Origin of the sequence: Mesorhizobium sp. SEMIA396 (assembly GCF_024518615.1) — a bacterium.
Lineage (GTDB): Bacteria > Pseudomonadota > Alphaproteobacteria > Rhizobiales > Rhizobiaceae > Mesorhizobium.
In genome coordinates, this window is sequence record NZ_JANIFC010000020.1 from 1 (window position 1) to 12,418 (window position 12,418).

Annotated in this window: 9 protein-coding genes; 1 reads left to right on the forward strand and 8 read right to left on the reverse strand. The window is 63.0% G+C overall.

Features of this window, described 5'->3' with window-relative positions; all coding sequences use genetic code 11:
* The coding region (locus NP503_RS31750) for a hypothetical protein (RefSeq protein ID WP_245473768.1) at positions 1 to 251 on the reverse strand (251 nt) is incomplete at its 3' end.
* Positions 252 to 503: 252 nt separating this feature from the next.
* Between NP503_RS31750 and NP503_RS31755 the strand changes: the two genes are divergently transcribed.
* Positions 504 to 2,471, forward strand: coding sequence for a M23 family metallopeptidase (locus tag NP503_RS31755; RefSeq protein WP_164748944.1), 1,968 nt, complete (start codon positions 504 to 506; stop codon positions 2,469 to 2,471).
* A gap of 6 nt (positions 2,472 to 2,477) precedes the next feature.
* Here NP503_RS31755 and NP503_RS31760 read toward each other — a convergent pair whose 3' ends face one another.
* The 7 genes from NP503_RS31760 to prfA all read right to left on the reverse strand — a co-directional run bounded on the left by NP503_RS31760 (position 2,478) and on the right by prfA (position 12,415).
* Complete coding sequence (locus NP503_RS31760) at positions 2,478 to 4,037, reverse strand: MFS transporter (protein ID WP_127266728.1); 1,560 nt, start codon at positions 4,035 to 4,037, stop codon at positions 2,478 to 2,480.
* Positions 4,038 to 4,258: 221 nt separating this feature from the next.
* Positions 4,259 to 5,764: a L,D-transpeptidase family protein gene (locus NP503_RS31765; protein WP_127266730.1), complete on the reverse strand. Its 1,506-nt coding sequence runs from the start codon at positions 5,762 to 5,764 to the stop codon at positions 4,259 to 4,261.
* 148 nt (positions 5,765 to 5,912) lie between these two features.
* The gene (locus tag NP503_RS31770; RefSeq protein WP_127266727.1) at positions 5,913 to 6,278 is read right to left on the reverse strand and encodes an MmcQ/YjbR family DNA-binding protein; all 366 of its coding nucleotides are present in this window, start codon (positions 6,276 to 6,278) and stop codon (positions 5,913 to 5,915) included.
* Between the two features lie 115 nt (positions 6,279 to 6,393).
* Positions 6,394 to 9,000: an ATP-dependent chaperone ClpB gene (gene clpB / locus NP503_RS31775; protein ID WP_127266726.1), complete on the reverse strand. Its 2,607-nt coding sequence runs from the start codon at positions 8,998 to 9,000 to the stop codon at positions 6,394 to 6,396.
* Between the two features lie 219 nt (positions 9,001 to 9,219).
* Positions 9,220 to 10,167 carry a DUF4167 domain-containing protein gene (locus tag NP503_RS31780; protein ID WP_127266725.1) on the reverse strand — a complete coding sequence of 316 codons (948 nt, stop codon included), beginning with the start codon at positions 10,165 to 10,167 and terminating at the stop codon, positions 9,220 to 9,222.
* Positions 10,168 to 10,470: 303 nt separating this feature from the next.
* Positions 10,471 to 11,343, reverse strand: a complete 873-nt coding sequence (gene prmC / locus NP503_RS31785) for a peptide chain release factor N(5)-glutamine methyltransferase (RefSeq protein ID WP_127266724.1) — start codon at positions 11,341 to 11,343, stop codon at positions 10,471 to 10,473.
* Positions 11,336 to 12,415 carry a peptide chain release factor 1 gene (gene prfA / locus NP503_RS31790; protein ID WP_127266723.1) on the reverse strand — a complete coding sequence of 360 codons (1,080 nt, stop codon included), beginning with the start codon at positions 12,413 to 12,415 and terminating at the stop codon, positions 11,336 to 11,338. The genes prmC and prfA overlap by 8 nt, the downstream gene beginning before the upstream one ends.
* Positions 12,416 to 12,418: the final 3 nt, after the last annotated feature.

Genomic DNA, 12,418 nt, shown 5'->3' on the forward strand with positions numbered 1-12,418 from the left:
TCTTGAATTTCGCTAAGGGCAGGCTTAGAAGCAAACTTCTTCGTCGCCAGCGGCGAGCCGCCCTCGTTCGTGAGGCGTATATAGTCGCCACCAACGACAACTGTCAACACACATCGACAATGTTTTTGAAGTTTTTGCGACAGAAATTTCGGACCCGATCTGCCGATAGCCGACTGCCCCAGGGGAACGCTGGCAATACCGATTGGACGGCAGGGAAGGAGCCCTATTGCCGCCGCATTGCCGTTCGACACCAAAGCCAACGAAAGTGGGCGCCGCCGACGGAGCAGCGCCTGTCTTACGAGCCCTCTATATAGGAGTGTGCGATGGGCCTTGCAGAGAAGGTACACCGCCCCGCCTGGTAGAGCGCTCTATAAGAGAAGTGCTTGGGGGCAATTCGTTCGGAGCCTGGCGCTTCGTTGACTTCACCTGCCATGACAGGCAAATGTCACGGCCACAACAAAAGCGACAAGCCGTTCCGCCCGGGGAAGAAGCAGCCTTTCTGGATGCCAGACACGGAAGATGTCATAGCCGAACTCGGCAACGAGCCGCCGCTTATCGCGGATGGCCGCAGCGGCCCGCCCGACCGGCGCGAGGTTTCTGCACGCTGGCTGTCGGGAACATTTCTCACTGGCGTCACCTCAAGCGTGCTGATGGGCGTGGCGCTGTTCGCCGCCCTTGACGGCCGCCAGCAACTGGCCACCCCACCCGAGATCGCCGAGTTGATCAGCCTTGCCGGCAACGGGGATTCCGGCGAAGTCGCCAAGACCACCAGGCTGGTGGCGCCGCGTCAGATCGCAAAGGCCAAGGACCGCCGCCGCATGGAAGTGTCGATGGTCACCAAGGTCGGCGACCGCGACGTCATCCACACCATGCCTTTCGTCCAGATCAAGATGGCCCTTGCCGCCGGCCACACCACCAGCCGCGCCTACCCACCCTTCGACCCGATGCAGGTGTTCGGCGACGACAGCGACGACAATGCCCAGCCGGCGACGGCCTCTGCCGCTTCCGGCCAGATCTACGGCGCCAAGGTCGAAAGCGAGATGAGCCTGAAGACCGTCGATTTTCCGATCGAAACAGCTTCCTTCGACGAAAAGAGCGACCTCTCCGCCGACGAGGTGGAAAAAGTGGTGCGCGAAGCCGGCACCGACCTCAGCGACGGCGCCGTGCAGGTCGCTTCACTTCACTATGTCGACCCGCAGCGATTCGGCGAAGCTTTTGCCGAGAGCATGGCGGGCTCCTACGACGTCAAGATCGTGCCGGAAAATGTCTCGGTGGCGCCCCGTGCCACTGTTGACGACCAGGCGCCGGCTTTCGCCGAGGAAATCATCCCCTTCACCAAGGATCTCGACGTCACCGAGGCTTTTGCCAATTCGGGCTACACGGGTGAAGATGCCACCGGAATGGCCGAAGCTATCGCCAAGTTGCTCAACGCAACAGCGCTCAAAGCTGGAACCGTGCTGCGTGTCGGCCTCGAGGTTCACGGCGATGCCGCCAAGGTCGTGCGCACCAGCGTCTATGACCGGACCCAGCACATCGTCACCATCGCGCTCAACGATCGCGGCCAGTATGTGCCGGCGCAGGAACCGGATCCGAACCCCGAATTGCTGACGGCCTTCGATGATTCGTCGGCGCCCGTGGTGGTGCGCGGCAACCTGCCCAACGTCTATGACGGCATCTACCGCGCCGCCTATTCCTACGGCATGTCCAAGGCGATGACGCAGCGGTTGATCAAGTTGCTGGCGTCCGACGTCGACTTCCAATCCCGCCTCAGCCCCGCCGACCGCATCGAAGTCCTGTTCTCGCAGCCCGACGGTGACGACCAGACCTCGGACAGCTCCGAGCTTCTTTACGTCTCGGCGACGTTCGGCGGCCAGACCCGCAACTTCTACCGCTTCCAGATGCAGGACGGCGGCACCGATTATTTTGATGAGGACGGCTCGAGCGCCGAGCAGTTCCTGTTGCGCAATCCCCTGCCCGCCGGGAAATTCCGCTCCGGTTTCGGCGCCCGCAGGCATCCGATCCTCGGCTATGTCCGCATGCACACCGGCGTCGATTGGTCCGCGCCGATCGGCACGCCGATCATCGCCGCCGGCAACGGCACGGTCGAGAAGGTCGGCTGGGCCGGCGGCTACGGCAAGCAGATCATCATCCGCCATGCCAATGGCTATGAGACATCATACAATCACCAGAGCGCCTTTGCCAAAGGCATCGAACCGGGCGTGCACGTCCGCCAGGGCCAGACCATCGGCTTCCTCGGCCAGACCGGCCTCGCCACCGGCCCGCATCTTCACTACGAGCTGATCGTCAACGGCACCAAGGTTGATCCGATGCGTGTCCGCCTGCCGGTCGGCAAGGTGCTGAAGGGCGATGACCTCGTCGCCTTCAAGCGCGAGCGCGAGCGCATCGACGAACTGCTGAAGCAGGAAGACAGCGATTCGCTGAAGGTTGCGAGCGCCAAGATCGACGGTTGACCCGCTTCAGCCTTGCCGATCTTCGGCCTGTCGCGGCCATGGCAATCGCTCACCGGGAATGGTCGTCCAGGCGATGACAGCCGCAAGCAGGCAAAGCAGCGCGGTCACCGAAGAAACCGCGGCAAAAGCGGCATCGCTGGCGGCGAGCCTCGCCGCATCGATGGCCGGCGCAAGCCCGGCTGGCGCCGGTTCACCAAATCCTGGGATGGCGGACGTTGCGCTCGCGTCCAGCGCATTCGCGTAAACCCATGCGGCAAGCGAGCCCATCGCCGCCACCGCGATCAGACCGCCGATGCGTGAGACGGCATTGTTGATGCCGGAGGCGGCCCCCGTGTCCTTGTCTTCCACCGCCGTCATGATCGCGGTCGACAAAGGCGACACGACCAGAGCCATGCCGAGCCCCATCAGCGCCATCAGCGGGAATATTCCAATCCAGAAATTGTGGATACCGGCGTAGGTGAGCAAGGCCAGCCCGGCAAACGCGAAAGCCACGACCAAGCTGCCGCAGGCGATCGGAAAACGTGGTCCGATCCGGTCCGAAAGCTTGCCGACCGGTCCCGACAAAAGCGCGATCAATGCCGACAAGGGCAGGAAGATGAAGCCGACCTCGGCCGTGCTCAGATCCCAGCCGGCGATCAGCAGCATCGGCAGATAGAAAAGGTTGGCCGATAGCGCAAAATAGAGGAAGAATGTCGCCACATTGGCGCCGGCGAAAGCACCGACGCGAAACAGGCTGAGGTCGATCATCGGCTCGCGCTGCCGAAGCTCGAAAACGATGAAGACAGCCAGCAGTACGACGCCTGCGGCAATGCTCGGCCCTGCCATGAGGCCCTCGCCGCTGGCGCTCATCGAGGTCAGCCCATAGGCAAGCGCGCCGAAGGCCAATGTCGCGAGCGCTGCACCACCGAGATCCAGGCTGCGTTTCTCCGTCGGCGTATCGGCAGGAACCTTGGCCAGCAGAAGCCAGATCGAGATCAAGCCCAGCGGCAGGTTGATGGCAAAGATCGCCCGCCAGATGCCGTCGCCGAAGGCCGACAGCACGAAACCGCCGAACACCGGGCCAAGTGCCGTGGTCAGCGCTGAAGCCGCCGCCCAGATCCCAATCGCGCGGCCGCGTTCTTTCTTCGGGTAGGCCTTGGCGATGATGGCGAGGCTGCCGGGCACCATGATTGCCGCACCGATGCCCTGCAACGCGCGAAATGCGATCAGCACAATGGCATTCGGCGCCAGCGCACAGGCCAGCGAAGCGACGATGAACAGCGCAATGCCGGACACGAAGGCGCGGCGCAGACCGAATCGGTCGCCGGCCGCACCCCCGGCCAGGATCAGCGCCGACAGCGTCAATGCATAGGCATTGGAAATCCACTGCGCCTCGGCAAGGTTGGCGCCGAGGTTGACGCGAATCGCCGGTGTGGCGATGGCCAGGATCGAGCCGTCTATGAAGCCAAGCGCCGAGGCCAGAATTGCCGCGATCAGCACAAATCGCCGCTGCGACTGCGGACAAAACGTTCCATGCGTGACCGGGCTCGTCAGCGGGACCGCGGCAGCTTTGCTCGGTGAATGCATGAAACCTTGCTTAAACCCCTAGCGCATCGGCAACAACCGGCCAGTGGCTTGCAGTCATTGAAACCAGCCGTTTGGCCAGGGTTGCACCCTGACAGGGTGCAAATGGCACAGTCATGCCAGCCCCGTTACGTGCAGCCGGCGGGGATTTCGATGAGGCGGCCGCTTGAAAGCTCGGCTTCATCCTGATCATGCAGCTGGTCTATGCCGCCGCACTTCCCAGTTCACTGCTGCGCAAGGTTATCGGCTGAAGGTCCGCCGACAAACTCCACCGTGACACCCGGCGAAACCAGCTTGGCCAACTCCCGCGCATCCCAGTTGGTCAGGCGTACGCAGCCATGGCTTTCGGTTTTGCCGATCTTCGACGGATCCGGCGTGCCGTGGATGCCATAGGTCGGCTTGTCCAGGGCGATCCAGACCGAGCCGACGGGACCGTTCGGCCCAGGCGGAATGGTCAGGACCTTGTCGTTCTGGCCCTGCTTGAAATTGATGCTGGGATTGTAGGTGTAGTTCGGATCGAGCGCGACGCGCGACACCGTGTGAATGCCGGACGGTGACGGCGTGTCCGAAGAGCCGATGGTTGCGGGATAGGCCGCGACCAGCCTGCCGCCGGCATCATAGGCGAAAACCTCTTTCTTGTCCTTGTCGGCGACGATGCGGGCCACCGGCGTCGAAACCAGTTTGCCGAAATTGGCGACCTTGATGGTCGTGCCGGGACGATTGAAATCGAGGTCCGGGTTGAGCGCTTTGAGATAATTCTCATCCATGTGGAAGCGCTCTGCGAGCGCCTCGGTCACCGACGTATAGCCCATGCGATCGAGTTGCGCCTTCTGGCTGTAGTCTTCCGGGATCGACGCGACATAGGGACCGGCCGCATCCTCCGCTGTGATCGTGTAGTTGGCGAAGGCATCGCCGCCGGATTGCGCAAGTGCCGCCTGGATGGCGACCGCGTCGGTCGATCGCAGATTGGCGCCGGTGATCTGGTTGTAGGCAGCGAGCGCTTTGTCGACGTTCGAACCGAAACGCCCGTCGATGACGCCAGGCGAAGCGCCACCCCGGTCGAGCAGCACCTGAAGGGCGGCGACATCCTGGCGCGCTCCCAGCGACAGTGCCGGGGCAACAGTGGTCTTGCCGCCAGTCTCTGGTGGCAGAGCTGCCTGATCGGCTGACGTCGCCGGCTGGGCAGGGTCTATCGAGGCTTCGTCCAGCGGCTGGCGCTTGATGGTACCCGGCTTTGCCGGCTGCGGCGCGTCGGGATAATTGTCATCGTAGCTGCCATCGTCCTGCGGTGCCGGCGGATAGGCTTCGACGGCATTGTCCCCATAGGGATCGTACTCGTCCGCCGGCGGCGGGATAACGCGGCCTTCCTCTTCCAACTGCTGGCGCCGGAACCGCGCCATGTCTTCCGGATCGTCGAGATAGTAGCGGTCGTCGCCGTCGGGGGCGCGGCCCAGTTCGCGCAGTCGTGTCTCGCGGCGCAAGGCGCGGCGGTCGAGCCGGGTCTGCGGCGGCTGGATGGCGATGACCTTGCCGGTATCGGCATCGACGATCACGCGGTTGCCCCTGGCGTCGTAGTAGATGTCGAGATTGCCGTCCTGGGCGACAAGGATGCCACCGGTATCGGCGGCACGGACAATCGGTGGTGCGCTGTCCTGCGTCGGGGCTGCGATTGCATTGGCAGACAAAAGCCCGCCGGCAAGTACCGAAAGGGTGAAGATCGTACGCAGCATAGTGGCGAAACTCTCCGGTCCGTAATTGCCGCCGCCCGGCATTGTTCTCTGGCGAAGCCCCTCGTCAGCAAACCAGTTACCCACCATATGGTTCCAACATGAACCGGGCATGAAGATGGCGGTTTTCCAGCGCCTCGAGGAATATAGACTAGCTTGCGGCAAGTCCCAATTCCTTGCGCGCCTGCCTGGTCAGTTTCAGGGCTACAAGGCGATGGCTCTCGCGCAGATAGTCCTTCAGCGCGGCATCATCCATGCTCTGGCTTGTCCGACGCTGGATCCATGTCATGCCGCGCGAGGCAAGATAGGGCGCGGGCCGCAGGCCCGGCTGCTCCTTGAGCACATCATAGGCGATATCGGAGCATTTGAAGGTGACGAAGAGCTGCTGGCCCTGATCCCAGCCGCCAACCGCGAAGACCTTGTCTCCGACCTTCCAGACATGGGCGCCGCCCCATTGGACAACGTGGTTCGTCGCGGGCAGCGAGGCGCAGAAGCCGTTGTAGTCGTCCAGCGTCATCCCGCCCCCTTTTTTTGCGCACGTCGCCCAAAAGTGGCCCCGGTTTTGGGAAAACGACATGCATATGACAAAGACCTAAAACGCCGCGCGTCCGGGAAGGACGCGCGGCGTAGGATCAGGCTGCCACTTCCGCCGCGACGATCGCCGGCTTCGAGCGGAAGTTCAGCCGGTCGGAACCGGCTGTCACCTTGACGGTCGAGCCGTCGAGAATGTCGCCGAGCAGGATCTTCTCCGCCAGCGGGTCCTGCAATTCCTTCTGCATCACCCGCTTCAGCGGCCGCGCGCCATAGGCCGGATCGTAGCCCTTGGCCGCCAGCCAGTCGACCGCCTCCTGGTCCAGCGACAGCGTGATCTTGCGGTCGACAAGCAGGCTCTCCAGCCGCTTGAGCTGGATCTCGACGATGCGGCCCATATCCTGCCGGCGCAGCCGGTGGAACAGGATCACCTCGTCGACGCGATTGAGGAACTCCGGCCGGAACGACGCCCTGACGACACCCATCACCTCGTCGCGAACCAGATCGACGTCCTGATCCTCGGTGAGATTGACGAGATATTCGGCGCCCAGGTTCGACGTCATGATGATCAGCGTGTTGCGGAAGTCCACCGTGCGGCCCTGCCCATCGGTCAGGCGGCCGTCATCGAGCACCTGCAACAGCACGTTGAACACATCGGGATGCGCCTTCTCGATTTCGTCGAACAGCACGACCTGATAGGGCCGGCGCCGCACCGCTTCGGTCAACGCGCCGCCTTCCTCATAGCCGACATAGCCGGGAGGTGCGCCGATCAGCCGGGCGACCGAGTGCTTTTCCATGAACTCCGACATGTCGATGCGCACCATCGCGCCCTCGTCGTCGAACAGGAAGCTTGCCAGCGCCTTGGTCAGTTCGGTCTTGCCGACGCCCGTCGGCCCGAGGAACATGAACGAGCCGATCGGCCGGTTCGGGTCCTGCAGGCCCGCGCGAGCGCGCCGCACCGCTTTGGAAACAGCCTGCACCGCCTCGCCCTGGCCGACGACACGCTTGCCGATCTCGTCTTCCATGCGCAGCAGCTTGTCGCGCTCCCCCTGCAGCATCTTGTCGACCGGAATGCCGGTCCAGCGCGAGACGATATGCGCGACGTGATCCGGCGTGACCACCTCTTCGACCATGCCAGCCTTGCCGTCCTGGGTTTCGGCCTCCTTCAGCTTCTTTTCCAGTTCCGGGATCTTGCCATAGGCAAGCTCGCCAGCGCGCTGGAATTCACCCTTGCGCTGCGCAATGGCGAGCTCGTTGCGCGCCTCGTCAAGCTGCTTCTTCAGATCGGCGGCCAGCCCGAGCTTCTGCTTCTCGGCCTGCCATTTGGCGGTGATCTCGGTCGATTCCTCCTCGAGGCCGACGAGTTCCTTTTCCAGGCGGGCAAGTCGATCCTTCGAGGCGTCGTCTGTCTCGACCTTGAGCGCCTCGCGTTCGATCTTGAGCTGCATGATGCGGCGATCGATCTCGTCCAGCGCCTCGGGCTTGGAATCGACCTGCATGCGCAGCCGCGATGCGGCTTCGTCGACCAGATCGATCGCCTTGTCCGGCAGGAAGCGATCGGCGATGTAGCGGTTGGACAGCGTCGCCGCCGCCACCAGCGCCGAATCCGAAATGCGCACCTTGTGGTGCTGCTCGTACTTCTCCTTCAGGCCGCGCAGGATCGAGACGGTGTCTTCCACCGTCGGCTCGTCGACGAACACCGGCTGGAAGCGGCGGGCAAGCGCTGCATCCTTCTCGACATGCTTGCGATACTCATCGAGCGTGGTGGCGCCGACGCAGTGCAGCTCGCCGCGCGCCAGCGCCGGCTTCAGAAGGTTCGACGCATCCATGGCGCCATCCGCCTTGCCGGCACCGACCAGGGTGTGCATCTCATCGATGAACAGGATGATGTTGCCGCTGGCCGAGGTGACTTCGGAGAGCACGGCCTTCAGCCGCTCCTCGAACTCGCCGCGATATTTGGCGCCGGCAATCAGCGCGCCCATGTCGAGCGCCATCAATTGCTTATCCTTCAGCGATTCCGGCACGTCGCCATTGACGATGCGCAGCGCCAGGCCTTCGGCGATCGCCGTCTTGCCGACGCCCGGTTCGCCGATCAGCACCGGATTGTTCTTGGTGCGGCGCGACAGCACCTGAATGGTGCGGCGGATCTCGTCGTCACGGCCGATCACGGGGTCCAGCTTGCCGGCACGGGCATCCGCGGTCAGGTCGCGCGCGTATTTCTTCAGCGCGTCGTAGCCCTGTTCGGCACTCGCCGAATCGGCGGTGCGGCCCTTGCGGACGTCATTGATGACCTGGTTGAGCGCCTGCGGGGTGACGCCGGCCTTGGCCAGTATGTCGGCGGTCTTGGCCGACTTCTCCATGGCCAGCGCCTGCAAGAGCCGCTCCACCGTGACAAAGCTGTCGCCGGCTTTCTTGGCCAGTTCCTCGGCGGTCGAAAACACTTTTGCCAGCGGCTGGGCCAGATAGAGCTGGCCATTGCCGCCCTCGACCTTGGGCATCGCTTCGAGTGCCGTCTCGACGCCAAGCTTGACGTCGCGGACGTTGCCGCCGGCGCGTTCGATCAGCGACGCGGCCAGGCCCTCATCGTCGTCGACGAGCACTTTCAGGATATGCTCAGGGGTGAATTGCTGATGGTTGCGGGAAAGCGCCATAGTCTGCGCGGACTGGATAAAACCGCGCACGCGCTCTGAGTATTTCTCAAGGTTCATATCTGTCTCCTTCCATCACCGGCCCGCTTTGCGGCACCGGATCCGATTGCGGTGACGGACCCTCCCATTCGAGCCGGGTCCAGTTGAGGCTGATATGGTGCACAAGCTCCGAACCCTCAAGACGTCTCGATATCGGCAACTTCATAATATTGCACGGCCGCCCAAACGAAAACGGCGGAGATTTCTCTCCGCCGTTCAATGCCTTGAAATGCCGTTCGATCAGTTGTCGATATCGACATTGATCGGTTGGGCGTTGCCGCTGTCGACCGGGGCCGCAGCCGCCTCGCCGGCGTTGGCCACGGAATTGGCATTGTCACTACCGCCATCAACCTGATCGGCGTTGACGCGCGGGCGGCGCGGCCGCCTCGGACGACGGGCAGCACCGCTTTCGGCGGCCGCCTCGTTGAGTTCGGCCTGGGCCGCAAGGCCTGCCGGCGAAAGATTCTCGAACGACGGAGCCGGTTCGGCCGCAGCAACGGATTCGGTCGGCGCGGCGGCTTCGGCCTCGCTTGGAGCCTCGTTGCGCTGGGGCTGGCCAGCTTGCTCGGCGGACGATGCATAGTCGCGCTGGCCGTTCTGGCCGTAACCGCCATTGGGGCGACGATCGCGATGGCGCCCGCCATTGTTGTCGCGGCCACCATTGTTGCGCCCGCCATTATTATCACGGGCCTCGCGGCCACCTTCCCGGTTGAGCGCAACCTCGGCCGGCGTCCCTTCGATGACCGGCTGCGGGCCGGCGCCATGGTTGATCACCGGGATCTGGGCATCGGAAACAGTGTTGCTGTTGTTGCCGCCATTGTCGAAATCGTCGCGGTCCTCGTCGCCGTCATCGTCGAAATCATCACGATTCTGCTGCGCGTTCTGGATCGGCATCTGCGCCTGTGCGGCCGCGATGATGCGATTGTAATGCTCGGCGTGCTGGAGATAGTTCTCCGCCATGACCCGGTCGCCGGAGCTGTGAGAATCGCGGGCAAGGGTGGCGTACTTTTCGGCGATCTGCTGAGCCGAACCGCGGATCTTCACATCCGGGCCATTGCTCTCGTAGTTGCGCGTCAGGGGATTAGGCCCCTTGCGGTTGTTGTTGTTATTGTTGTTGTTATTGTTACCACCGCCGCCGCCATTATTATTGCGACCGCGCATGCGCCTGTTCTGCTGTTGTGGCCTCATCAAACTCTCTTCATTTTGAAATTTTCGAAAAACTCTTCACGAACGGAGGCGCTCATGCAGCCAGCCGTTTCGTCTCTTCACCGGCGTTCGCCCGCATCGATTGCGTTGGCGCCACGTGCCATCCTGTTCCGGTTACATCACTTGCCGGACGATTCCCGCACGAAGCTTGGGCATCGTTTGCGCAAGAAGGCAGCTATTTCCAAGGAAAACCGAATCACTAAGAGCACTGCCTGCTTCGTCTCATCCGGTTAAGGCGACCCTAGCCGCATTCCCCGGCATTGCCAAGCGCTTTTTTGCACTGCGTCAAGGCTTTATCCTTTCAAAGACAATAACCCTGTCATTTCCGCCGAGGTCACGAAAAGCACCGCCCGACACGTAGCCGGCTGCAGCGAATATCTCGCAGACCTCGTTGCGTTGCGTATGGCCGATCTCGACCGCAATCCTGCCTTCAGTTTCCAAAAACCTTGCCGCTTCCGCAGCGATGGTTCTGTAGGGGTTCAGACCGTCCGCGCCGCCATCCAGGGCCAGGCGCGGGTCGAAATTGCGGACTTCGTCCTGCAGATTTCCAATGTCTTCGGTGGTTATATAGGGAGGGTTTGCGGCGATTACATGGTACCGGCCGAAAACTTTTTCGAACCAGTCCGACTGCAGCGCCGTGAACCGGTCTGCAAGACCCAGTTTCCCGGCATTACTGGCCGCCGTCGCCAGCGCACCTGCGGACAGATCGACGCCGGTGGCGCTAGCCGTCGGTACGACGCTGAGCAGCGCCAGCGCAATGGCGCCGGTGCCGGTGCCAAGATCGAGGATGCGGCACCCGCCTTCCCGCGCCGCAACTGCCTTGACGAAGGGCAATATCGCCTCGACCAGCGTTTCGGTATCCGGCCGCGGCTCCAGCGTTTCCGGCGACAGCGACAGGCGCAAACCGTAGAATTCACGATAGCCGAGGATGCGATGCACCGGTTCGCCGCCAGCGCGGCGTCTCAGGGCGGCATCGATTTCGGCAACAATGCCGGCGCCGAGCCTGCGTTCAGGGTCCGCAATGGCTTGCGTGCGCGTCGTGCCCGAAAAATGCTCGACGATCAGCCGCGCATCGAGCGCCGGGTCGTCGACAGTGGTGCCAAGCCGGGCCCACGCTTCCCGCAGCAGCGGGCCGAGTGCGTCGGGCAGGTCAGTCATCGATGCCGATGTCGGCGAGCAATTTCGACTGGTGATCGGCAATCAGCGCGTTGATGATCTCGTCGAGTTCACCCATCATCACCCGGTCGAGCTTGTAGAGCGTCAAATTGATGCGATGGTCGGTGACGCGGCCTTGCGGGAAATTATAGGTGCGGATGCGCTCCGAGCGGTCACCGGAACCGACCTGCGACTTGCGCGATTCGGAACGCTCCTCGTCGGCCTTGCCGCGCTCCAGATCATAGAGCCGGGCACGCAGGATCTGCATGGCCTTGGCGCGGTTCTGATGCTGCGATTTCTCCGCCTGCACGACCATGATGCCGGTTGGCAGATGGGTGATGCGGACGGCCGAATCGGTGGTGTTGACGTGCTGGCCGCCCGAACCCGAGGCGCGCATCGTGTCGATGCGGATGTCTTCGGCCCTGATGTCGATGTCGACCTCTTCGGCTTCGGGCAGCACCGCGACGGTTGCGGCCGAGGTGTGGATGCGCCCGCTGGCCTCCGTTGCCGGCACACGCTGCACGCGGTGCACGCCGGATTCGAATTTCAGATGCGCAAAGACGCCTTTGCCCGACACGGTGGCGATGATTTCCTTGAAGCCGCCGGCGTCGCCATCGCTGGCCGAGGCGGTTTCGAAACGCCAGCCGCGTTCGGCGGCGTAGCGCTCATACATGCGAAACAGGTCGCCGGCGAACAGCGCGGCCTCGTCACCGCCGGTGCCGGCGCGGATTTCGAGAATGGCGTTCTTGTCGTCGGCGGCATCCCTGGGCAACAGCAGGATCTGGATATCCTTCTGCAATGCCTCGATGCGCTCCTCGATCTCCGGCAACTCGGCCTCGGCGAGCGCCCGCATCTCGGCATCGGTGCCCTTGTCGGCAAGCATGGCTTCCAGATCGGCCTGTTCACGCTCGGCCAGGCGCAATGCCCTGACCTTGGCCACCATATCCTGGATTTCGGCATATTCGGACGCCATGCGCACATAGGCATCCGGCGCCGGACCAGCCGACATCTGCGCTTCGAGCATCTCGAAACGCTTGACGACTTGATCCATACGATCGCGGGGCAAATTGACCATGAT

Excerpts from the sequence above, each read along its gene's own strand:
- prfA (WP_127266723.1), bottom strand. The coding sequence starts at position 12,415 with ATGGTCAATTTGCCCCGCGATCGTATGGATCAAGTCGTCAAGCGTTTC.
- NP503_RS31755 (WP_164748944.1), top strand. The coding sequence starts at position 504 with ATGCCAGACACGGAAGATGTCATAGCCGAACTCGGCAACGAGCCGCCG.
- prmC (WP_127266724.1), bottom strand. The coding sequence starts at position 11,343 with ATGACTGACCTGCCCGACGCACTCGGCCCGCTGCTGCGGGAAGCGTGG.
- clpB (WP_127266726.1), bottom strand. The coding sequence starts at position 9,000 with ATGAACCTTGAGAAATACTCAGAGCGCGTGCGCGGTTTTATCCAGTCC.
- NP503_RS31760 (WP_127266728.1), bottom strand. The coding sequence starts at position 4,037 with ATGCATTCACCGAGCAAAGCTGCCGCGGTCCCGCTGACGAGCCCGGTC.
- NP503_RS31765 (WP_127266730.1), bottom strand. The coding sequence starts at position 5,764 with ATGCTGCGTACGATCTTCACCCTTTCGGTACTTGCCGGCGGGCTTTTG.
- NP503_RS31770 (WP_127266727.1), bottom strand. The coding sequence starts at position 6,278 with ATGACGCTGGACGACTACAACGGCTTCTGCGCCTCGCTGCCCGCGACG.
- NP503_RS31780 (WP_127266725.1), bottom strand. The coding sequence starts at position 10,167 with ATGAGGCCACAACAGCAGAACAGGCGCATGCGCGGTCGCAATAATAAT.